Origin of the sequence: Streptomyces iakyrus (assembly GCF_000717055.1) — a bacterium.
Taxonomy (GTDB): Bacteria; Actinomycetota; Actinomycetes; order Streptomycetales; family Streptomycetaceae; genus Streptomyces; species Streptomyces iakyrus.
The window spans coordinates 58395-79217 of sequence record NZ_JNXI01000010.1; the positions used below are offsets into that span (position 1 = coordinate 58395).

Below are 20823 nucleotides of genomic sequence, written 5' to 3' on the forward strand. Positions count from 1 at the left end.
GGCCCACTCCCCAGGGGTGCGTACGAACCCCGCCGTGCGACGGGCGAGTACGGTGTACCGCGCCCCGGCCCCGGCCACAAGAACGCGGCACGTACCTTCACGCCCCCTTCGACCCGGGGGTGTTCAGCGGCGCGGCAGCGTCAGCTCGAACCAGACCGTCTTGCCGGTCGTGGTCCGGCTGGTCCCCCACTCGCGGGACAGGGTGCTGACGACGCGCAGACCGCGCCCGGCCTCGTCGAGCGGGCCCGCGTTGAGCAGCGTCGGCAGCTCGTGGTCGTCGTCGTCCACCTCGCACAGCAGGGTGTCGCCGCGGACCAGGCGCAGTTCGACGGGGCGGGCGTGGGAGTGCCGTACGGCGTTGGTGACCAGTTCGCCCACCATCAGCTCGGCGGGCGCGACGAGCTTCGGCAGGCCCCAGTCGTGCAGTTGCTCGCGGACCGCCGCGCGGGCCCGGCTCACTTCGGCGGGGTCGAGGGCGAGGCGCCATGCGGCCACGTCGTCCGGCTCGATGCCGCCCAGGCGGGCCATCAGCAGCGCCACGTCGTCCTTGCGGCCACCCCGTGTGTTGAGGGCCCGGATGATGGTGTCGCAGGCGTCGTCCATGGACGCGGCGGGGTGCGCGGCCGACTCGCAGAGGGTGGCGAGACCGACCCCGATGTCCTCGCCGCGGACCTCGACCAGCCCGTCGGTGCACATCACGAGCCGGTCGCCGGGTTCCACGCGCACGCGGACCGCCTCGAAGGGCACTCCCCCGACGCCGATGGGCGCACCCGTGGGCAGGTCCAGCAGTTCGCTGCGGCCGTCCGCGGCCCGGACCAGGACGGGCGGGATGTGCCCGGCGTTGGCGAGGTGGAGTTCGCTCGCGATCGGGTCGTAGACGGCGTAGAGGCAGGTCGCGAGGTAGGTGTCACCGAGGCGCTGGGCGAGGTCGTCGAGGTTGCGCAGCAGCTGGGCGGGCGGCAGGTCGAGCCCTGCCATGGTCTGCACGGCGGTGCGCAACTGCCCCATCATGGCGGCCGAGTTCAGTCCGTGGCCCATGACGTCGCCGACGACCAGGGCCGTACGCCCGCCGTGCAGTTTCACCGCGTCGAACCAGTCGCCGCCGACCCGCCCGAGCTGTGTGCCCGGCAGATAGCGGGTGGCGATGTCGCAGCCCGCCATGTGGGGCGGGATGTGCGGCAGCATGCTGTCCTGGAGGGTCTCGGCGACGTTCTCCTGGAAGGTGTACATGCGCGCGTTGTCGAGCACGAGGCCCGCGCGGGCGGCGAGTTCGGCGCCGGTGACACGGTCCATGTCGTTGAAGACGGGCCGCTCCGGGTGGCGCAGCAGGATCATGAAACCGAGGACGACGTTGCGCGCCTTGAGGGGCACGACCAGCATGGAGCGGCCGGTGATGAGGGGCCGGATGTCGCGCTTCTCGAACTGCGCGGCGATGGCGTGCCCCATCTCCTCGCTGATGCGCGGCACGAGGACGGGCTCGCCGCTGGTCATGCACTGGAAGAACGGCGTGTGCGCCGGGAACGGCATGGCCTCGCCGACGGGGACGACGTCGTCCCAGCGGCCCGGTTCGTCGGTGTGCTCGACGGCGACCCGGTGCCACATCGTGGTCGTGTCGGGCACGCCGTCCGCGAACACCTCGCCCGCGACGACCTGTTCACGCAGGTACGTCCCGGCGACGTCGGTGAAGCGGGGCACGACCGCCCTGCTGACCTCGACGATCGTGCGGGACAGGTCGAGCGAGGTGCCGATGCGGCCGCTGACCTCGTTGAGGAATTCCAGACGCTCGCGGACGGCGGCGTATTCGAGGTCCTCGCCCTCGTCCCGCAGCTCCTCCGGCACGGGTTCACCGGCGGCCAGGGCCCGCGCGGCCCGTTCGCGGCGCGCCTTGCGCTCGGCGCGCCGGGCCACGCCCCAGTCGGGAGTGACGGGGACCCGGTCGTTCTGGCTGAACTCCAGCACCGGGTAGCCGAGTTCGAGGATCTGCCCGACGATCCGGGCGCTCTCGCCGACGCTCATGCTGGGCAGGATCTCGGGGAGGCGGCGGGCGAGGTCCTCCGCCCCGGGGAAATCGGTGTGCAGCGCGAAGCCGGGCGCGATCCGCTCGAACGCCCCGTCACCCGCCCGCAGCCCGTCGGCGTCGGCGGCCAGCACGAGCAGCCGCTCGGGCCCGGGGCCCACCAGCGGATAGGCCCACCACAGGACGTCGACGCGGCCGTCCCCGGGCGCGGTGAGCCGGGCGCGGCCCGCGGCCGGGTAGGAGAGCCCTCCGTCGAGGGACGATTCGAGGTCGGGACCGAGACCGTCGAAGGCGGTGTACGGGGTGTCCTGCTCTTCGGGCAGGGCGCCGGAGACGGGGAGCAGGTCGAGGGCGGTGCGGCCGATCGCCTCTTCCTTGGGGATGCCGAACAGGCGTCGTGCGCCGCGGCTCCAGTGGGACACGAGGCCGTCGCGGTCGACCACGACGACGGCCAGGGGGACGCGGCCGGGCTCGGCGGGTTCCGTCGCCGTGCCCTGCTCAGCCCTGTCGGTGCCACGGTCCATGGCCCAGGCCCTCTCTCCCACGGACGCAAGATCTGTGCCGGCGTCACCACCGTACGGCGCCCGCCGGTGGCGATGTGAGGCAATGCGGGAATTGCCCGCGCGGTGCGCGCACCGGCGTACGACCCCGTGCGCCGGTGCCGTCCGGTCCCGGGCCGGTGCTCGTTCAGTCCTCGTGGCTCAGCTGGAGATCCCGCTCGGTGCGGCCTCCTCCGGCGACCTGGAGCACGGTGGCGACGGGCGGGTAGCCGGCGGCGATGACGGTGTACTCGCCGGAGGACAGGTCGGCGAAGCGGAATGTGCCGTCGGCGCCGGTGGTGAGGGTGTCGACGACGTTGCCCGCCAGGTCGAGCAGCGTCACGCGGGCGTCCTCGACGGGCCGGCCGCCGCCCGCCCGGACGGTGCCGCGCAGCACGGCGCCGCCGGCCAGTTCGATGTCCCGGCGGGTCTCGCGGGCGGCCTGGACGGTGACGGGCAGGGCCGCCGGGCGGAAGGCGGGCGCACCGGCGGCGAGGGTGTACTCGCCGGCGACCAGTTCGGTGATGACGTAACCGCCCTCGCCGCCGCTGCGGGTGGTGGCCACGACCTCGCCGTGCACGTTGGTGAGCGTGACGGTGGCGTCCCGTACGGGCGTGCCGTCTGCGGTGACGACCGTGCCGACCAGGTTTCCGGCGCCGCCGAGGACGATGTCGAGTTCGACGGGGTGTTCGCCGACGGTCACGGAGACCGCCTGCGGCTGGTGACCGCCGGCGGTGGCGATCAGCACGTACGAGCCCGGGCCGGGGGTGGCCAGTACGTAGCGTCCGTCCTCGCCGCTGGCGCCCCGCCCGGTCTGCTGCCCGGCGGCGTCGATGAGCGTGAGCGCCGCGCGGGGCACGACGGTCCCGTCGCCGTGCTGCACCGCGCCGCACACGGGCCCCCCGGCGGCGTACGCCCGGGCCTGCGGGATCGTCCCCGGCGCCGTGTCCGGGTCGGCGACGGACGCGGTGTGGGACACCAGAGGTTTCTCCTTGAGGAAAAGGGCGATGACCAGTCCGAGGGCGAGCACCGGCACCAAGTAGAGGAAGATCCGCGGCATGGCGTCGGCGTACGCCCGGATGTAGTCGTCGCGCAGGGCCGGCGGCAGCGCGTGCACGAGCTGCGGGGTGATGGACTCGGGGTCGGGCAGCCCGGTCCCCGCGCGGGCGGGCAGGCGCTCGTCGAGGGCGTGGGTGAGCCGGTCGGCGAACAGCGTGCCGAAGACGGCGGCTCCGACACTGCCGCCGATCTGCCGGAAGTAGTTGTTGGCGCTGGTGGCGGTGCCGAGATCGGCGGGACGCACGGAGTTCTGCACGGCGAGGATCAGCACCGGCATCACCATGCCGATGCCCGTGCCGAGGACGGCCATCCAGATGCTGTAGTGCAGCCGGGGCGTGCCGGCCTCCAGGCGCGACAGCAGCCACATGCCGGCGACGGAGAGGGCTCCGCCGAGGATCGGGTAGGCCTTGTATCGGCCGGTGTGGCTGATGAGCTGCCCGACGATGACCGAGGCGCCGACGATGCCGGCCATCATCGGCAGCATGAGCAGGCCCGACTCGGTGGCGGAGGCCCCGTCGACCATCTGCAGGTACGTCGGCAGGTAGCTGGCGGCGCCGAACAGCCCGGCACCGACCACCAGGCCGACCAGGCCGGTGACGTTGAAGACGGAGTCCCTGAACAGCCGCAGCGGGATGAGGGGTTCGACGGCGAAGTGCTCGGTGACGAGGAAGAGGACGGTCGCTGCCGCCGCTCCGGCCGCGAGGCCGAGGATCGTGCGCGAGTCCCAGGCGTACTCCGTGCCGCCCCAGCTGGTCAGCAGGACGAGGCAGGTGGAGGCGGTGGTCAGCAGGAGCGCGCCGAGGACGTCCAGCCGGGCCCTGGCGGCCGGCTTGGGGAGCTTCAGCGCGACGGCGACGACGGCCAGGGTGACCAGGCCGAAGGGGACGTTGACGTAGAAGCACCAGCGCCAGGAGAGGTGGTCGGTGAAGTAGCCGCCGAGCAGCGGCCCGGCCACGGAGGCGAGGCCGAAGGCGGCGCCGATCAGACCCAGGTAGCGGGCGCGCTGCCGGGGCGGCACGATGTCCGCGATGATCGCCTGCACGCCGATCATGAGACCGCCCGCGCCGACGCCCTGCAGGGCACGGAAGGCGATCAGCTGGTCCATGGTCTGCGCCCGGCCCGCGAGCGCGGAGCCGACGACGAAGACGACGATCGCGAACTGGAAGACGCCCTTGCGGCCCAGCAGATCGCCGAGCTTGCCGTAGATCGGCAGTCCGACGGTGGCGGTGAGCAGGTAGGCGGTGATCGCCCAGGACATCCGGTCCAGGCCGTGCAGTTCACCGACGATCTTCGGGAGCGCGGTGGCGACGATCATCTGCTCCAGGGCGGCCAGGAGAAGGGCCAGCAGGAGAGCGAAGAAGACCAGCCGGACCCGGCGCGGACTCGGTCCGGTGTCAGGATCCGGCGGGGATGCAGGAGTGTCGGGAGGCGCTGCCGCCGGTTCGTCCTGCGCCAGAGTGATCCCGCCCACTCACCGCTCCCCTCGTCGCGCTGCCGCACCATTCCCGCGTAAAAGCGACAACTACGAGCAAGCGCGACGAGTTACGGCACAGCAGCGAGCGGTACGGAGATCACCCGAACCAGTGAGGGGCGGCAACACCCCTTGGCTGCCCGCGTCTTGGAGTGAGGACTACTTCTCGACCTCGGCGGCGAGCTTGGCGAGCATCGCGTCGTAGATGCGGCCGAGACCCTTGGGCGCGAAGGTCTTCTCGAAGAAGCCGCCGATGCCGCCGGCGCCGGTCCAGGTGGTGGTCACCACGACCCGGGACTTGCCCTCGCCGGCGGGGGTGACCCGCCACGTGGTGACCATGGAGGAGTTGCGGTCCTTCTCGACCAGCTCGCCGTCGGTGGGCTCGCTGACCTCCAGGAGGCAGTCGCGCACCCGCTTGCTGGTGGCCTGGAGCTTCCAGCGGACGAGGGTGCCGTCGCCGTCGCCGCCCTCCCGCACCTCGTACTCACTGAACTGCTCGGGCAGCAACTTCGCGCGCGTGCCGCTGTAGTCGGCGAGGGCGTCGAACACCGTCTCCGCGTCCGCCGCGACGATCCGCTCCGTAGTGGCTTCGACCTGCGCCATCGCTTTCCTCCAGGACCTGGTTGCTCGGGTGTCGGGGCAAGCCAACCACCCCGCTGCCCGGCCCCCCAAATCGGGGTGGCCGAACCGGTCGAACGCGTTCGGAAAACACCCTCGCACGATCAAGGGAACATGTGTTCTATTCTGTGGTCAGTGCTACCGAGGGGGCGTCATGCGCTGGGAGAACCTCACAGTGGACTCCGAACACAGCCGGGCCGATGCCGCGCTGTTCGGCGCGGACGCGGTGACCACGCGTACCTTCGACACGCCGGAGTTCCGCGGGATCACCTTCCACGAGATCCGGGCCCGGTCGATCATCAACCGGGTGCCGGCGGTCTCCCGGATGTCGTTCCAGTGGACGGTCAATCCGTACCGGGGCTGCTCACACGCGTGCGTGTACTGCTTCGCGCGCAAGACGCACAGCTACCTGGACCTCGACACGGGCCTCGGCTTCGACAGCCAGATCGTGGTGAAGATCAACGCTCCGGAGCTGCTGCGCCGGCAGCTCGGCTCGCGCCGCTGGCAGGGCGAGCACATCGCCATGGGCACGAACGTCGACTGCTACCAGCGCGCCGAGGGCCGCTACCGGCTGATGCCGGGCATCATCTCGGCGCTGCGCGACCACGCGAACCCCTTCTCGATCCTGACGAAGGGCACGCTCATCCTGCGCGACCTGGAGCTGATCGAGCAGGCGGCGCAGGTGACCGACGTCGGCATCTCCGTGTCGGTCGGTTTCACCGACCAGGAGCTGTGGCGCACCGTCGAGCCGGGCACGCCCTCGCCCGAGCGCCGCCTCGACGTGGTGCGCACCCTGGCCGAGCACGGCATCGGCTGCGGGGTGCTGATGGCGCCGGTGATCCCGTTCCTGAGCGACTCGCCCGAGCGACTCCGCGCCACGGTGCGGGCGATCGCGGCCTCCGGTGCCACGTCCGTGACACCGCTGGTGCTGCACCTGCGGCCCGGCGCCCGCGAGTGGTTCATGGCCTGGCTGGGGCAGCACCACCCGTACCTGGTGGCCCGCTACGAGCGGTTGTACGCGGAGGGCTCCTACGCCCCGAAGTGGTACCAGCGGCGGATCACCCGTCAGGTGCACGAAATGGCCGAGGAGTACGGCATCGGACCCACGCGCGCTGACGTACCGCGCCGGATCCGGCCGCCCGAGCCGGCCGAGCCACCGTCGTCCGAGCCGACCCAACTGTCGCTCCTTTAGAAGCGTTCGAGCGCATCCCGCGACCCAATCGGGTCAAGTCTCGACGGAAGACGTTCTTCCAGCGCCGTGTGCCGGGACGAATCGGCGAGGACTGTGAGCCCCGCGGTCCGATGCCCCTCCGCCCTGGAAGGCCTCCATGAGAACACGCGCAGCCGTGCTGTGCGGCGCCGCAGCCGTCGCGCTGGCCGGGAGCCTCACGGCCGTGCCCGCCGAGGCGAGCGCACCGCACTCCGCACCCATCTCCCGCCTGGGGAAACCCAGCTGGAGGAAGTGCGGCACCACCGACTATCCGTCGCTCCAGTGCGCGTCACTCAAGGTGCCGCTCGACCACGCGAACCCGGACGGCCGGCAGGTCACCCTCGCGCTGTCCCGCGTCCCGCACACCGCCGAGAGGTTCCAGGGCCCGCTTCTGGTCAACCCCGGCGGCCCCGGCGGCGACGGCCTGACCCTCGCCGGTTTCGTCGCGGCCACGCTGCCGAAGGGGGTCGCGGCCCAGTACGACGTCATCGGCTTCGACCCGCGCGGAGTGGGCGCCAGCAGACCGGCACTGGACTGCGAGCCCGGCTACTTCGGCCCGGTGCGCCCGGACTCCGTGCCGAGCACGCCCGAGGCCGAGCGGGCCAACCTCGCCCGCGCCAAGTCCTTCGCAGCCGCCTGTTCCAGGAAGCACGGGCAGCTGCTGCCGTACATCGACACGATCAGCGCCGCACACGACATCGAGGCGATCCGGCAGGCCCTGGGCGCGCAGAAGATCAACTACCTCGGCTACTCGTACGGCACCTACCTGGGGGCGGTCTACGCCCACCTGTACCCACAGCGGGTCCGGCGTCTGGTCCTGGACTCGATCGTCGACCCCACCGACGTGTGGTACACCGCCAACCTCAACCAGGACCACGCCTTCAACGACCGTCACCGCGCCTTCATGGCCTGGGTCGCCAGGCACGACGCGCGGTACCGGCTCGGCACCGACCCGGAACGGGTCGAAGCCACCTGGTACGCCATGCGGGCCGCTCTGGCCGAGAAGCCCGCGGGCGGCCGCGTGGGCGCCGCGGAGCTCGAGGACACCTACCTCCCGGGCGCCTACTTCAACGGATTCTGGCCCCCTCTGGCGGAGGCGTTCGCGGCGTACGTGAACCGCAAGAACGCCGCATCGCTGATCGAGGCCTACCAGGACTTCGGCGCGATCGACGCCGCCGACGACAACAGCTACAGCATCTACGCGGCGGTGCAGTGCCGGGACGCCTTCTGGCCGCGCGATTGGCACCAGTGGCGCAAGGACAACTGGGCGGCGTACGAGAAGGCCCCGTTCATGACCTGGAACAACGCCTGGTACAACGCACCGTGCGCGTTCTGGCCGACGGAGTCGCTGCGCCCGGTGAACGTGGCGAACGGCAAGCTGCCGCCGGTGCTGCTGTTCCAGGCGACCGCCGATGCGGCCACTCCGTACGAGGGCGGTGTCACCATGCACCGTCTGCTGGCCGGTTCCAGCCTGGTGGTCGAGCAGGGCGGCGGCAACCACGGCATCACGCTGAGTGGCAACGCCTGCCTGGACAAGCACCTGGCGGCCTACCTGACCGACGGCACGGTGCCGATCGGCCTCGGCGAGGCGGACGCGGCGTGTGATGCGCTGCCCGAACCGAAGCCCCCGGCGACGGCCACCGGGGCGGCGTCGGACAAGGCGGTGCCGGCCCCCTCGAACGGCTCGGTGCTGCACCGCCTGCTCGGCTTCCGTCACTGAGCGGCTGACGGCCCGTCGGGGACGGACTCTGTCAGTGCCATGGTCCACCATGGGCCCATGAGTGACGTGACGAGGATCCCCGCCCCCGACGGCGTCGCCGCCGCGCCCCAGTACAGCCATGTGGTCCTCGGCACCGGCCGTTTCGTGGCGATCGCCGGCCAGCTCCCGCTCGACGAGCAGGGACGGCTGGTCGGCGAGGGTGACCCGACGGCGCAGGCGCGCCAGGTCTTCGAGAACCTCCGGCGCTGCCTGGCGGCCGCCGGCGCGACCTTCGACGACGTCGTCAAGCTCACCTTCTTCGTCACGGACATGGCCCACATGCCGGCCCTGCGTGTGGCCCGCGCCGGGCACATACCCGACGACCGGCTGCCGGCCGCTTCGGCGGTACAGGTCGCGGCGCTGGTCCGACCGGAGTTCCTCATGGAGGTCGAGGCGTTCGCGGTGGTCGCGCCGTGAGCGGGCTGCGGATACGCGAGATGACGCTCGCCGACTGCGACCGCGTCGCGGAGATCCGGGTCGGCGGCTGGCGCAGCGCCTACCAGGGCCTGATCCCGCAGTCGTACCTCGACGGGCTCAGCGTCGAGGAGGACGCCGAGCGCCGTCGCATGTACTTGTCGCAGGGTGACGGCAGTGTGGTGAACCTGGTCGCCGAGGACGCCGACGGCGAGCTCGTCGGCTGGGCGTGTCACGGTCCGTACCGGGAGGGCGAAGTCCTCACCGGGGACGCCGAGTTGTACGCCATCTACGTCCATCCGCTGCATCTGGGACAGGGCGCGGGGCGGGCGCTGCTCGCCCGGTCCGTCGCGGGCTGCTCGGCCGCGGGCCACGGCCGTGTCCTCCTGTGGGTACTCAAGGGGAACGACCGGGCCCGTCGTTTCTACGAGCGGGCCGGCTTCCGGGCGGACGGCGCCGAGGAGCCCTTCGAGGTGGACGGGGTCGCGGTCCCGGAGGTGCGGTACGCCAGAGCCCTCGCCCGCTGACGTTGCGGTACGGCGAGCCTCTCCCCCGCCGTCGTCACCGCTGCTTCGGGATCCGCCCCAGCGCCCGCACCGCCGCCTCGGCCAGCACCGGATGGGCCAGGGCCTCGTTCAGGACGGGCCGGGCCCGGGTGTCGCCCAGGGTGCCGAGCCCGTCCACGCAGGCCAGGGCCACGCGGCGGTACGGGTCGTGCGGTCGCAGGCGCCGCTGGAGCGTGGTGATCAGCGCTGGCACCGCCTCCGGGGCGCGCAGCTCGACCAGGAGCCGCACCGGTTGCAGGGCGTAGGCGACCCGCAGCTCGTTGGTGGCGAGGGCGGCGGCCGCCCGAGCGGTACGCGGGTCGCCGAGCCGGGCCAGGGCGTGGGCGGCGGAGGCGCAGCGCGGGGGGTCACGGTGGTTGAGCAGCAGCACCAGGGCCTCGAAGGCCCGCCGGTCCCGCGCGAGCCCCAGCCGGAACGCGGCCAGTTCCCTCGCCCACAGGTGCTGCCCGGGTTCGGTCAGCACCGCCGCCAGCGCGTCGAGGTCATCGGTCGCCACGAGCCGCTCGAACGCGGGCGACGCCCCCGACTCCTGCCGTAAGCGTTCCGTGAGTGATCGCAACTCTTCGCTCATGCCTCAGAAGATTAGGGGTGGCGCGGTCCGCGCGGGACGTACATCACAAAGACGAGGGCTGGCGCGCTCGTTACCCGCCAGTTAAGCTCAGACGAGCGAGTTACCCACTCGCATTTCCTCGTGGCGGTCTGGTGACGCGGCTGTCGCGAGAGCAGTCGGTTCGGTGCCTCAGGTACCGCAGTACGGCTCGGCCCCGGGACAGGGCCGGTCGGACCCGCCGTTTCAACCCCGGGCGTGTGCACGCCCGCTGAGCGGCACCGGGCGTGTGCGCTTCGCAGCCCGGCCAACACCCGCACTTCATCACGCACCCGGTGCGCCCGTGGTCCGGCCCTGCCGGGCCGCCTCCGGCGCACCCGGGGCGCGTTCCCCGTCGTCACCCTCATCCTGGAGTCCCGCGATGGCCACTCCCCTTTCCGACCCGTCCCAGTCCCCGCTGCAGACCGTCGCCGTCGTCGGCCTCGGCACGATGGGCACCGGCATCGCCGAGGTCCTCGCCAAGGCCGGCCGCACGGTCGTCGGCATCGACATCAGCGAGGCCCAGGCCGCGAAGTGCGTCGCCGCCCTGGAGGCCTCCACCGCCCGCGGCGTCGAGCGCGGCCGGCTGACCGAGCAGGAGCGCGCAGAGATCCTCGCCCGGGTCCGCACCTCCGCCGACCTGCGCACCGCGGCCGACGCCGACCTGGTCATCGAGGTGGCCCCGGAGTCGTACGAGGTCAAGCAGCAGATCTTCCGGGAGCTGGACGGGATCGTGCGCCCGGAGACCATCCTGGCGACCGGTACCAACGCCCTGTCCGTGACCCGGCTGGCCGCCGAGTCGTCGCGCCCCGAGCGGGTGCTGGGTCTGCACTTCTTCAACCCCGCCCCGGCCATGAAGCTGGTCGAGGTCGTCTCCTCGGTGCTGACCGCGCCGGCGGCCGTCACGGCGGTCACAGACCTCGCGCTGGACCTCGGCAAGGAGCCCGTCGCGGTCGGCGACCGTCCCGGTTTCGTGGCGGACGGCCTGCTGTTCGGCTACCTCAACCAGGCCGCCGCGATGTACGAGGCCAAATACGCCTCCCGCGAGGACATCGACGCCGCGATGCGGCTGGGCTGCGGACTGCCCATGGGCCCGCTGGCGCTGCTCGACCTGATCGGTGTCGACACCGCCCGCACGGTCCTGGAGGCCATGTACGCCGCCTCCCGCGACCGGCTGCACGCCCCGGCCCCGATCCTCAAGCAGCTCAGTGAGGCGGGCCTGACCGGCCGCAAGGCGGGGCGCGGCTTCTACACGTACGAGGCGCCGGGCAGCGCGGTCGTCGTGCGGGACGCGCTGACCCCGCCGGAGGGCGGCGACCTGGCTCCCGGCCGGGAGATCCGCTCGGTCGGTGTCGCGGGCTCGGGCACCATGGCCTCCGGGATCGCCGAGGTCTTCGCCAAGGCCGGGTACGAGGTGGTCCTGGCCGCCCGCAGCGCCGAGAAGGCGCAGACCGCGAAGGCCCGGATCGGCAAGTCCCTGGCCCGCTCGGTCGACAAGGGCCGGATGACCGCGGAGAGTGCCGCGGAGACCCTGGACCGCATCACCGCCACGGGCACCTACGACGACTTCGCCGGTGTCGACCTGGCCGTCGAGGCCGTCGCCGAGGACCTGGAGGTCAAGCGGCAGCTGTTCGCAGCCCTGGACAAGGTCTGCAAGCCGGGCGCGATCCTGGCCACCACGACCTCGTCGCTGCCGGTCGTCGCCTGCGCCCGGGCCACCTCGCGCCCGCAGGATGTGATCGGCATGCACTTCTTCAACCCGGCGCCGGCCATGAAGCTGGTCGAGGTGGTCCGGACGGTGCTGACGGCCGACGACGTCCACGCGACGGTCCGCGAGGTGTGCGGACGGATCAGGAAGCACCCGGTCGACTGCGGGGACCGCGCCGGCTTCATCGTGAACGCGCTGCTGTTCCCGTACCTGAACAACGCGATCAAGATGGTGCAGGAGCACTACGCGACGCTCGACGACATCGACGCCGCGATGAAGCTGGGCGGCGGCTACCCCATGGGCCCGTTCGAGCTGCTGGACGTCGTCGGGCTGGACGTCTCGCTCGCCATCGAGAAGGTCCTGCACCGCGAGTTCCGCGACCCGGGGCTCGCTCCGGCGCCGCTGCTGGAGCACCTGGTGGCCGCGGGCTGCCTCGGCCGCAAGACCGGCCGTGGCTTCCGCGAATATGCCAAGCGCTGAGCGTCCCGGCGACTGGTTCCGGTCCGGCGCGGAGTGGGGCGGCCTGCTCGGCCCGGACCGGTTCCACGAACCAGGCCATGCGCAGCGAGCTGCGCACATGCAGTACGTTCAGGGCATGCCCCAGCCCGCCAAGTCCTCACGTACACCAGCCGCGACCGAGGCGCCGGAGAGTGCCGCCGGCTCTCGTGCCGCCGCCCAGCGGCTCAAGATGCGCCGGGAACTGGCGGCCGCCGCGATGGAGCTGTTCGCGACCAAGGGGTACGAGGCGACCACCGTGGACGAGATCGCGGCCCAGGCCGGGGTCGCGCGCCGTACCTTCTTCCGCCACTTCCGCTCCAAGGAAGAGGCGATCTTCCCCGACCACGACGACACCCTGATCCGGGCCGAGGCGGTGCTCAACGCCGCGCCGGCGCACGAGCATCCGCTCGACACGGTGTGCCGTGGCATCAAGGAAGTCATGCGGATGTACGCGGCCCGGCCGGAGATCTCGGTCGCCCGCTACAAGCTGACGCGTGAGGTGCCCACCCTGCGCGAGGCGGAGATCGCGTCGGTGGCCCGCTACGAGCGCCTCTTCACCCGCTATCTCCTCGGCCACTTCGACGAGCGGGCGCACGCCGACGACGCCAACGACGACCCGCTGCTGGCGGAGGTCGCCGCGTCGGCCGTGGTCACGGCCCACAACCACGTACTGCGGCGCTGGCTGCGCGCGGGCGCCCAGGGGGACGTGGAGGCGCAGCTGGACCACGCCTTCGCGATCGTGCGGAAGACCTTCGGCACGGGGATCGGGGCCGGGCGCTCCACGGACGCGCAGCCGGCCGCGGCCACGGCCTCGGCGCAGGGCGAGGTGCTGGTGGCGGTCGCCCGCACCGACGCGCCGCTGGACGAGGTCATGCGGACGATCGAGCAGGCCCTCAAGGAGCGCTGACGCCTCCTTTCGCAGTGTGATGACGGCCACCCCGCGGGGTGGCCGTTTTGGCATGTCAGAGGCCGTTTTGCTGGCCCCTGAGGAGCCCATTCGATCGATCATCGCTCATTTGTTACGTAAAGATTTCATCTGAGATCAAGTTCTGGCACTCAGTGCCTTGCGAGGTGACACGCGGTGTCATACGTTGAAGAGGTCCGGGCGACGTCCCGGCAAGCTCACCCGCTTGCCCGCCCGGGCGCCTGCGTCACAGGCAACCTCCCGCGCCACCCAGCGCTGCCGATCAGCACCACCGCCGAACCGACGGCACACCCTCAACCCTCAGCAGCACCGACGTAACCATCGGCGCCCCTCCCTCAGGGCGCTCACCGCCGGAGGCAACACCGTGACCGTTAAGGACATCCTGGCCGCGATCCAGTCGCCCGACTCCACGTCGGAGGACTTCGCCGCCCTCCAGATCCCCGAGTCGTACCGCGCGATCACCGTGCACAAGGACGAGACGGAGATGTTCGCCGGACTCGCCACGCGCGACAAGGACCCCCGCAAGTCGATCCACCTGGACGAGGTGCCGCTTCCCGAGCTCGGCCCGGGCGAGGCGCTGGTGGCCGTCATGGCCTCCTCGGTCAACTACAACTCGGTGTGGACGTCGATCTTCGAGCCGCTGTCCACCTTCGGCTTCCTGGAGCGCTACGGCCGCACCAACGAGCTGGCCAAGCGCCACGACCTGCCGTACCACATCATCGGCTCCGACCTCGCGGGCGTCGTCCTGCGCACCGGCCCGGGCGTCAACGCCTGGCGGCCCGGTGACGAGGTCGTCGCGCACTGCCTCTCCGTCGAGCTGGAGTCCAGCGACGGCCACAACGACACGATGCTCGACCCCGAGCAGCGCATCTGGGGCTTCGAGACCAACTTCGGCGGCCTCGCCGAGATCGCCCTGGTCAAGTCCAACCAGCTGATGCCGAAGCCCGACCACCTGTCGTGGGAGGAGGCCGCCGCCCCCGGCCTGGTCAACTCCACCGCCTACCGGCAGCTGGTCTCCCGCAACGGCGCCGGCATGAAGCAGGGCGACAACGTCCTGATCTGGGGCGCGAGCGGCGGACTCGGCAGCTACGCCACCCAGTTCGCGCTGGCCGGCGGCGCCAACCCGATCTGTGTCGTCTCCAGCGAGCAGAAGGCGGACATCTGCCGCTCGATGGGCGCCGAGGCGATCATCGACCGCAGCGCCGAGGGCTACAAGTTCTGGAAGGACGAGACCACCCAGGACCCGAAGGAGTGGAAGCGCTTCGGCAAGCGCATCCGCGAGTTCACCGACGGCGAGGACATCGACATCGTCTTCGAGCACCCGGGCCGCGAGACCTTCGGCGCGTCGGTCTTCGTCACCCGCAAGGGCGGCACCATCACCACCTGCGCCTCGACCTCGGGCTACATGCACGAGTACGACAACCGCTACCTGTGGATGTCGCTGAAGCGGATCATCGGCTCGCACTTCGCCAACTACCGCGAGGCCTGGGAGGCCAACCGGCTCATCGCGAAGGGCAAGATCCACCCGACCCTGTCGAAGGTGTACTCCCTGGAGGACACCGGCCAGGCCGCCTACGACGTGCACCGCAACCTGCACCAGGGCAAGGTCGGCGTGCTGTGCATGGCGCCCGAGGAGGGCCTGGGCGTGCGCGACCACGAGAAGCGCGCCAAGCACATCGACGCCATCAACCGCTTCCGCAACATCTGAGACCCGGGGTCATAGATGACTGAGCGTCAGCCCGCCGAAGGCAAGCGGGAGCCCGTGCCTGCGTCTGAGGGCGCGTCGGAGCCGAAAGAGACGAAGACAAGGGAGCGAAGCGACCGCGGGCTGAGGAACGTCGGCTCCGACACAGAGCGCCCTCAGATGCAGGCACAAAGGGAAAAGGACCGGCCGTGGCTCATGCGCACGTACGCCGGTCACTCCACGGCCGAGGCGTCCAACGAGCTGTACCGGCGCAACCTCGCCAAGGGCCAGACGGGCCTGTCGGTGGCGTTCGACCTGCCGACGCAGACCGGCTACGACTCCGACCACGTCCTCGCCCGCGGCGAGGTCGGCCGGGTCGGCGTGCCGATCGCGCACGTCGGGGACATGCGCCGGCTGTTCCAGGACATCCCCCTGGAGCAGATGAACACCTCGATGACGATCAACGCCACCGCCATGTGGCTGCTGGCGCTCTACCAGGTCGTCGCCGAGGAGCAGGGCGCGGACATCACCAAGCTCCAGGGCACGACCCAGAACGACATCGTCAAGGAGTACCTGTCCCGCGGGACGCACGTCTTCCCGCCGGGGCCGAGCCTCCGTCTGACGACGGACATGATCGCGTACACGGTCTCCCACATCCCGAAGTGGAACCCGATCAACATCTGCAGCTACCACCTGCAGGAGGCGGGCGCCACGCCGGTGCAGGAGATCGCGTACGCGATGTCCACCGCGATCGCCGTCCTCGACGCCGTGCGCGACTCCGGCCAGGTGCCGCAGGAGCGCATGGGCGACGTCGTGGCACGCATCTCGTTCTTCGTGAACGCGGGCGTCCGCTTCGTCGAGGAGATGTGCAAGATGCGGGCGTTCGGCCGCATCTGGGACCGCATCACCCGTGAGCGGTACGGCATCGAGAACCCCAAGCAGCGCCGCTTCCGCTACGGCGTCCAGGTCAACTCCCTGGGCCTGACGGAGGCGCAGCCGGAGAACAACGTCCAGCGGATCGTGCTGGAGATGCTGGCCGTCACCCTCTCCAAGGACGCCCGCGCGCGTGCCGTGCAGCTGCCCGCCTGGAACGAGGCCCTGGGCCTGCCCCGCCCCTGGGACCAGCAGTGGTCGCTGCGCATCCAGCAAGTGCTGGCCTACGAGAGCGACCTGCTGGAGTACGAGGACATCTTCGAGGGCTCGAAGGTCATCGAGGCGAAGGTGAACCGGCTGGTCGAGGAGGCGTTCGCCGAGATCGACCGCATCCAGGAGATGGGCGGCGCGATGGCGGCCGTCGAGTCCGGCTACCTCAAGTCGCAGCTGGTCGCCTCGCACGCCGAGCGCCGGGGCCGGATCGAGTCCGGCCAGGAGAAGATCGTCGGCGTCAACATCTTCGAGGGCACCGAGCCGAACCCGCTCACCGCCGACCTGGACACCGCGATCCAGACGGTGGACCCGGCGGTCGAGGCCCGGGTCATCACCGCGCTCCAGCAGTGGCGCGACAGCCGCTACCAGCCACCGTTCAACCACCCGCGCCCCTGCAAGGCGCTGGAGCGGCTGAAGGAGGCCGCACGCGGCAACGAGAACCTCATGGAGGCCACCCTGGAGTGCGCCCGTGCCGGGGCGACGACCGGCGAGTGGGCCGGGGCCCTGCGCGAGGTGTTCGGCGAGTTCCGGGCGCCCACGGGCGTCTCCTCGGCGCCGGTGGCCGTCCCCGTCGAGGAGGGCAGCACACTCGCCCTGGTGCGCCGCAAGGTGGATCTGACGGCCAAGGACCTGGGCGTGGGCAAGCTGCGCTTCCTGGTCGGCAAGCCGGGCCTGGACGGGCACTCCAACGGCGCCGAGCAGATCGCAGTCCGCGCGCGCGACGCCGGCTTCGAGGTGGTCTACCAGGGCATCCGGCTGACGCCCGAGCAGATCGTGGACGCGGCCCTCGCCGAGGACGTGCACGCGGTCGGCCTGTCCATCCTGTCCGGCTCACACGCCCAGCTGGTGCCGGACGTGCTCGAACGGCTCCGTGTGGCCGGTGCCACAGATATTCCGGTGATCGCCGGTGGCATCATCCCGAACGGTGATGCCGAGCAGCTCAGGGAAGCCGGAGTGGCCGCGGTCTTCACCCCGAAGGACTTCGACATCACCGGAATCATCGGCCGCATCGTCGACGAGATCCGGAAAGCGAACAAGCTCGACCCCCTGGAGGTCCCCGCATGACCAGCCCTGCTCCGCAGGTCAACCGCCTTCGCCCCCGGCGTTCCTGCCTGGCGGTACCGGGCTCGAACCCGCGCTTCCTGGAGAAGGCCCAGGGCCTCCCGGCCGACCAGGTCTTCCTCGACCTGGAGGACGCGTGCGCCCCGCTCGCCAAGCCCGAGGCGCGGCACACCATCGTGAAGTTCCTGAACGAGGGCGACTGGACGGGCAAGACGCGGGTCGTGCGCGTCAACGACTGGACGACCGAGTGGACGTACCGCGACGTCGTCACGGTCGTCGAGGGCGCCGGCCAGAACCTCGACTGCATCATGCTGCCGAAGGTGCAGACGGCCGAGCAGATCGTCGCCCTCGACCTCCTCCTCACCCAGATCGAGAAGACGATGGGCTTCGAGGTCGGCAAGATCGGCATCGAGGCGCAGATCGAGAACGCCCAGGGCCTGAACAACGTCAACGAGATCGCGACGGCCTCCCAGCGCGTCGAGACGATCATCTTCGGCCCGGCCGACTTCATGGCGTCGATCAACATGAAGTCGCTGGTCGTGGGCGAGCAGCCGCCCGGCTACCCGGCGGACGCCTACCACTACATCCTGATGAAGATCCTGATGGCCGCCCGCGCCAACAACCTCCAGGCGATCGACGGCCCCTACCTGCAGATCCGCAACATCGACGGCTACCGCGAGGTCGCCCAGCGCGCCGCCGCGCTCGGCTTCGACGGCAAGTGGGTGCTGCACCCGGGCCAGGTCGAGGCGTCCAACGAGATCTTCTCGCCGTCGCAGGAGGACTACGACCACGCCGAGCTGATCCTGGACGCGTACGACTACTACACGTCCGAGGCGGGCGGCAAGAAGGGCTCGGCGATGCTCGGGGACGAGATGATCGACGAGGCCAGCCGCAAGATGGCGCTGGTCATCTCCGGCAAGGGCCGCGCCGCCGGCATGCAGCGCACCAGCAAGTTCGAGATCCCGGAGGCGTGACGGCGATGCAGTTCGGACGCACCTACGAGGAGTTCGAGGTCGGGGCGACGTACAAGCACTGGCCGGGGAAGACGGTCACGGAGTACGACGACCACCTGTTCTGTCTCCTCACGATGAACCACCACCCGCTCCACATGGACACGAACTATGCGGAGAAGACGACCGACTTCGGCAAGAACGTCGTCGTGGGCAACTACATCTACTCGCTGCTGCTCGGCATGTCCGTACCGGACATCTCCGGCAAGGCGATCGCCAACCTGGAGATCGAGTCGCTGAAGCACGTGGCACCGACCTTCCACGGTGACACGATCTACGGCCAGACGACCGTGCTCGACAAGTGGCCGTCGAAGTCGAAGAACGACCGCGGCATCGTCCACGTCGAGACCAAGGGCTACAAGCAGGACGGCACGCTGGTCTGCGTGTTCCGCCGCAAGGTGATGGTGCCGACCGAGACGTACATCAAGGAGCGCGGCGGCGAGCAGCCCGGCCGCCCCGAGCTCAGGGAGCAGGAGAAGTAGCCATGGCGCGACTCGCCCAGACCGCCGGTCTGACGGACGTCCAGCAGGAGATCCTGTCCACCGTCCGGGACTTCGTGGACAAGGAGATCATCCCGGTCGCCACGGAGCTGGAGCACCGCGACGAGTACCCGCAAGCGATCGTCGACGGGCTGAAGGAGTTGGGCCTGTTCGGCCTGATGATCCCCGAGGAGTACGGGGGTCTGGGCGAGTCGCTCCTGACCTACGCGCTGTGCGTGGAGGAGATCGCCCGCGGGTGGATGTCGGTGTCCGGCATCATCAACACCCACTTCATTGTGGCGTACATGCTCAAGCAGCACGGCACGCAGGAGCAGAAGGACCACTTCCTGCCGAGAATGGCGGCCGGCGACATCCGGGGCGCGTTCTCGATGTCGGAGCCCGCCCTCGGCTCGGACGTGTCGGCGATCACGTCGAAGGCGGTGAAGGACGGCGAGGAGTACGTCCTCAACGGCCAGAAGATGTGGCTGACGAACGGTGGCACGTCGTCTCTGGTGGCCGTGCTGGTCAGAAGTGACGAAGGTCACCCCGAGGGCACCGCGCCGCACAAGTCGATGACGACCTTCCTGGTCGAGAAGGAGCCCGGCTTCGGCGAGGTCCGGCCCGGCCTCACGATCCCCGGCAAGATCGACAAGATGGGTTACAAGGGGGTCGACACCACCGAGCTCATCATGGATGGCCTGCGCATTCCCGCGGATCGGGTGCTCGGCGGGGTCACCGGCCGCGGTTTCTACCAGATGATGGACGGCGTGGAGGTCGGCCGCGTCAACGTGGCGGCGCGTGGCTGCGGTGTCGCTCAGCGTGCGTTCGAGCTGGGTGTCCAGTACGCGCAGCAGCGCCACACCTTCGGGAAGGCGATCGCCCAGCACCAGGCGATCCAGTTCAAGCTGGCCGAGATGGCTACCAAGGTCGAGGCCGCCCATGCGATGATGGTGAACGCAGCACGCAAAAAGGACTCCGGGGAGCGAAACGACCTGGAGGCCGGGATGGCGAAGTACCTCGCCTCCGAGTACTGCAAGGAGGTCGTGGAAGACGCCTTCCGTATCCACGGGGGCTACGGCTTCTCCAAGGAGTACGAGATCGAGCGCCTCTACCGCGAGGCTCCGATGCTGCTCATCGGTGAAGGTACCGCCGAGATCCAGAAAATGATCATCGGCAGGCGGCTGCTCGAAGAGTATCGATTCCAGGGCTAGATGTCCGGATACGGGGTGTTTTCTTGGAGAAGAAGATCACACCCCGTCAGCACTCTTCTGCCGCCGACTCGGCTGCCTGGCTTACCCAGTTACGGCCCCGAGCCGCTACGATCGCCGGAAAGCCGCCGTCCCCCGTCAGAGTGCGGCATCATCTCCGCTACGAAGGTCATCCATGCCCCACAGCCAAACCTCTGCACCTCGCGACAGCCGGGCCGGCGTACGCCTCGCGCGCGGAGCATCGCCGTGGCTCCTTCCGACCGTCGCCACCGCAGCCCTCAGCCTGGCCCGGGCGCGCCGCTCCGGCGCCGCCAAGGCCGTCGCCGTTCCCGCCACCGCGCTCGCGGCGGGAATGCTGTGGTTCTTCCGCGACCCCGAGCGCGAGATCACCCAGGGCCGGGTCATCTCGCCCGCCGACGGCGTGGTGCAGAGCATCATGCCGTGGAAGGACGGCCGCACCCGCGTCGCGATCTTCATGAGCCCGCTCAACGTCCACGTCAACCGCGCGCCGCTGGCCGGCACGGTGACGTCCGTGGAGCACATTCCCGGTGGCTTCGTTCCCGCCTTCAACAAGGAGAGCGAGAACAACGAGCGGGTCGTCTGGCACTTCGACACCGAGCTCGGCGACATCGAGATGATCCAGATCGCCGGCGCGGTCGCCCGCCGCATCGTCCCCTACCTGCCCCAGGGCACGAAGGTGGAGCAGGGTGAGCGGATCGGCCTGATCCGCTTCGGCTCGCGTGTCGACCTCTACCTGCCCGAGGGCGTGGAGGTCGCGGTCGAGGTCGGTCAGAAGACGGTGGCTGGGGTGACTCGCATTGACCGTGATTGATCCTGATACCAAGGCCGGCTGGGTCCCGGAGG

General features: G+C 70.4%; 16 protein-coding genes. 12 read left to right on the plus strand and 4 right to left on the minus strand.

Annotation, left to right across the window (positions count from 1 at the left end; all coding sequences use genetic code 11):
- Positions 1 to 123: 123 nt before the first annotated feature.
- The 3 genes from OO68_RS16900 to OO68_RS16910 all read right to left on the minus strand — a co-directional run bounded on the left by OO68_RS16900 (position 124) and on the right by OO68_RS16910 (position 5689).
- The gene (locus tag OO68_RS16900) at positions 124 to 2541 is read right to left on the minus strand and encodes an ATP-binding SpoIIE family protein phosphatase (RefSeq protein ID WP_033309186.1); all 2418 of its coding nucleotides are present in this window, start codon (positions 2539 to 2541) and stop codon (positions 124 to 126) included.
- Between the two features lie 163 nt (positions 2542 to 2704).
- Positions 2705 to 5086, minus strand: a complete 2382-nt coding sequence (locus OO68_RS16905; protein ID WP_033309187.1) for an MFS transporter — start codon at positions 5084 to 5086, stop codon at positions 2705 to 2707.
- 159 nt (positions 5087 to 5245) lie between these two features.
- Positions 5246 to 5689 (minus strand): SRPBCC family protein, encoded by a 444-nt coding sequence (locus tag OO68_RS16910; RefSeq protein WP_033309188.1) that lies wholly within the window; start codon positions 5687 to 5689, stop codon positions 5246 to 5248.
- Positions 5690 to 5858: 169 nt separating this feature from the next.
- Between OO68_RS16910 and OO68_RS16915 the strand changes: the two genes are divergently transcribed.
- The 4 genes from OO68_RS16915 (at position 5859) to OO68_RS16930 (ending at position 9614) form a co-directional block, all read left to right on the plus strand.
- Positions 5859 to 6896 (plus strand): Rv2578c family radical SAM protein, encoded by a 1038-nt coding sequence (locus tag OO68_RS16915; protein WP_033309189.1) that lies wholly within the window; start codon positions 5859 to 5861, stop codon positions 6894 to 6896.
- Positions 6897 to 7032: 136 nt separating this feature from the next.
- A complete protein-coding gene (locus OO68_RS16920) occupies positions 7033 to 8634 on the plus strand; it encodes an alpha/beta hydrolase (protein WP_033309190.1) in 1602 nt (533 codons plus the stop codon).
- A 57-nt stretch (positions 8635 to 8691) separates the two neighbouring features.
- A complete protein-coding gene (locus tag OO68_RS16925; protein WP_033309191.1) occupies positions 8692 to 9090 on the plus strand; it encodes a RidA family protein in 399 nt (132 codons plus the stop codon).
- A gap of 20 nt (positions 9091 to 9110) precedes the next feature.
- Positions 9111 to 9614: a GNAT family N-acetyltransferase gene (locus OO68_RS16930; protein WP_106974361.1), complete on the plus strand. Its 504-nt coding sequence runs from the start codon at positions 9111 to 9113 to the stop codon at positions 9612 to 9614.
- A 34-nt stretch (positions 9615 to 9648) separates the two neighbouring features.
- Here OO68_RS16930 and OO68_RS16935 read toward each other — a convergent pair whose 3' ends face one another.
- Positions 9649 to 10224, minus strand: coding sequence for an adenylosuccinate lyase (locus OO68_RS16935; RefSeq protein ID WP_033309193.1), 576 nt, complete (start codon positions 10222 to 10224; stop codon positions 9649 to 9651).
- 397 nt (positions 10225 to 10621) lie between these two features.
- Between OO68_RS16935 and OO68_RS16940 the strand changes: the two genes are divergently transcribed.
- From OO68_RS16940 to OO68_RS16975, 8 genes are all read left to right on the plus strand, one after another.
- Positions 10622 to 12427, plus strand: a complete 1806-nt coding sequence (locus tag OO68_RS16940) for a 3-hydroxyacyl-CoA dehydrogenase family protein (protein ID WP_033309194.1) — start codon at positions 10622 to 10624, stop codon at positions 12425 to 12427.
- A 115-nt stretch (positions 12428 to 12542) separates the two neighbouring features.
- Positions 12543 to 13352 (plus strand): TetR family transcriptional regulator, encoded by an 810-nt coding sequence (locus OO68_RS16945; RefSeq protein ID WP_033309325.1) that lies wholly within the window; start codon positions 12543 to 12545, stop codon positions 13350 to 13352.
- A 382-nt stretch (positions 13353 to 13734) separates the two neighbouring features.
- On the plus strand, positions 13735 to 15078 hold the full coding sequence (ccrA, locus tag OO68_RS16950) for a crotonyl-CoA carboxylase/reductase (RefSeq protein WP_033309195.1): 1344 nt from the start codon (positions 13735 to 13737) through the stop codon (positions 15076 to 15078).
- 156 nt (positions 15079 to 15234) lie between these two features.
- On the plus strand, positions 15235 to 17265 hold the full coding sequence (locus OO68_RS16955) for a protein meaA (RefSeq protein ID WP_078625337.1): 2031 nt from the start codon (positions 15235 to 15237) through the stop codon (positions 17263 to 17265).
- Complete coding sequence (locus OO68_RS16960) at positions 17262 to 18236, plus strand: HpcH/HpaI aldolase/citrate lyase family protein (protein ID WP_033309197.1); 975 nt, start codon at positions 17262 to 17264, stop codon at positions 18234 to 18236. Before OO68_RS16955 ends, OO68_RS16960 begins: the two co-directional genes overlap by 4 nt.
- A gap of 5 nt (positions 18237 to 18241) precedes the next feature.
- The gene (locus tag OO68_RS16965; protein ID WP_033309326.1) at positions 18242 to 18754 is read left to right on the plus strand and encodes a MaoC family dehydratase; all 513 of its coding nucleotides are present in this window, start codon (positions 18242 to 18244) and stop codon (positions 18752 to 18754) included.
- A gap of 2 nt (positions 18755 to 18756) precedes the next feature.
- Positions 18757 to 19962, plus strand: a complete 1206-nt coding sequence (locus tag OO68_RS16970; protein ID WP_033309198.1) for an acyl-CoA dehydrogenase family protein — start codon at positions 18757 to 18759, stop codon at positions 19960 to 19962.
- Between the two features lie 172 nt (positions 19963 to 20134).
- Positions 20135 to 20791, plus strand: a complete 657-nt coding sequence (locus OO68_RS16975; protein ID WP_033309199.1) for a phosphatidylserine decarboxylase — start codon at positions 20135 to 20137, stop codon at positions 20789 to 20791.
- Positions 20792 to 20823 lie beyond the last annotated feature (32 nt).

Excerpts from the sequence above, each read along its gene's own strand:
- OO68_RS16900 (WP_033309186.1), bottom strand. The coding sequence starts at position 2,541 with ATGGACCGTGGCACCGACAGGGCTGAGCAGGGCACGGCGACGGAACCC.
- OO68_RS16910 (WP_033309188.1), bottom strand. The coding sequence starts at position 5,689 with ATGGCGCAGGTCGAAGCCACTACGGAGCGGATCGTCGCGGCGGACGCG.
- OO68_RS16915 (WP_033309189.1), top strand. The coding sequence starts at position 5,859 with ATGCGCTGGGAGAACCTCACAGTGGACTCCGAACACAGCCGGGCCGAT.
- OO68_RS16920 (WP_033309190.1), top strand. The coding sequence starts at position 7,033 with ATGAGAACACGCGCAGCCGTGCTGTGCGGCGCCGCAGCCGTCGCGCTG.
- OO68_RS16925 (WP_033309191.1), top strand. The coding sequence starts at position 8,692 with ATGAGTGACGTGACGAGGATCCCCGCCCCCGACGGCGTCGCCGCCGCG.
- OO68_RS16930 (WP_106974361.1), top strand. The coding sequence starts at position 9,111 with ATGACGCTCGCCGACTGCGACCGCGTCGCGGAGATCCGGGTCGGCGGC.
- OO68_RS16935 (WP_033309193.1), bottom strand. The coding sequence starts at position 10,224 with ATGAGCGAAGAGTTGCGATCACTCACGGAACGCTTACGGCAGGAGTCG.
- OO68_RS16940 (WP_033309194.1), top strand. The coding sequence starts at position 10,622 with ATGGCCACTCCCCTTTCCGACCCGTCCCAGTCCCCGCTGCAGACCGTC.
- OO68_RS16945 (WP_033309325.1), top strand. The coding sequence starts at position 12,543 with ATGCCCCAGCCCGCCAAGTCCTCACGTACACCAGCCGCGACCGAGGCG.
- OO68_RS16955 (WP_078625337.1), top strand. The coding sequence starts at position 15,235 with ATGCAGGCACAAAGGGAAAAGGACCGGCCGTGGCTCATGCGCACGTAC.
- OO68_RS16960 (WP_033309197.1), top strand. The coding sequence starts at position 17,262 with ATGACCAGCCCTGCTCCGCAGGTCAACCGCCTTCGCCCCCGGCGTTCC.
- OO68_RS16965 (WP_033309326.1), top strand. The coding sequence starts at position 18,242 with ATGCAGTTCGGACGCACCTACGAGGAGTTCGAGGTCGGGGCGACGTAC.
- OO68_RS16970 (WP_033309198.1), top strand. The coding sequence starts at position 18,757 with ATGGCGCGACTCGCCCAGACCGCCGGTCTGACGGACGTCCAGCAGGAG.
- OO68_RS16975 (WP_033309199.1), top strand. The coding sequence starts at position 20,135 with ATGCCCCACAGCCAAACCTCTGCACCTCGCGACAGCCGGGCCGGCGTA.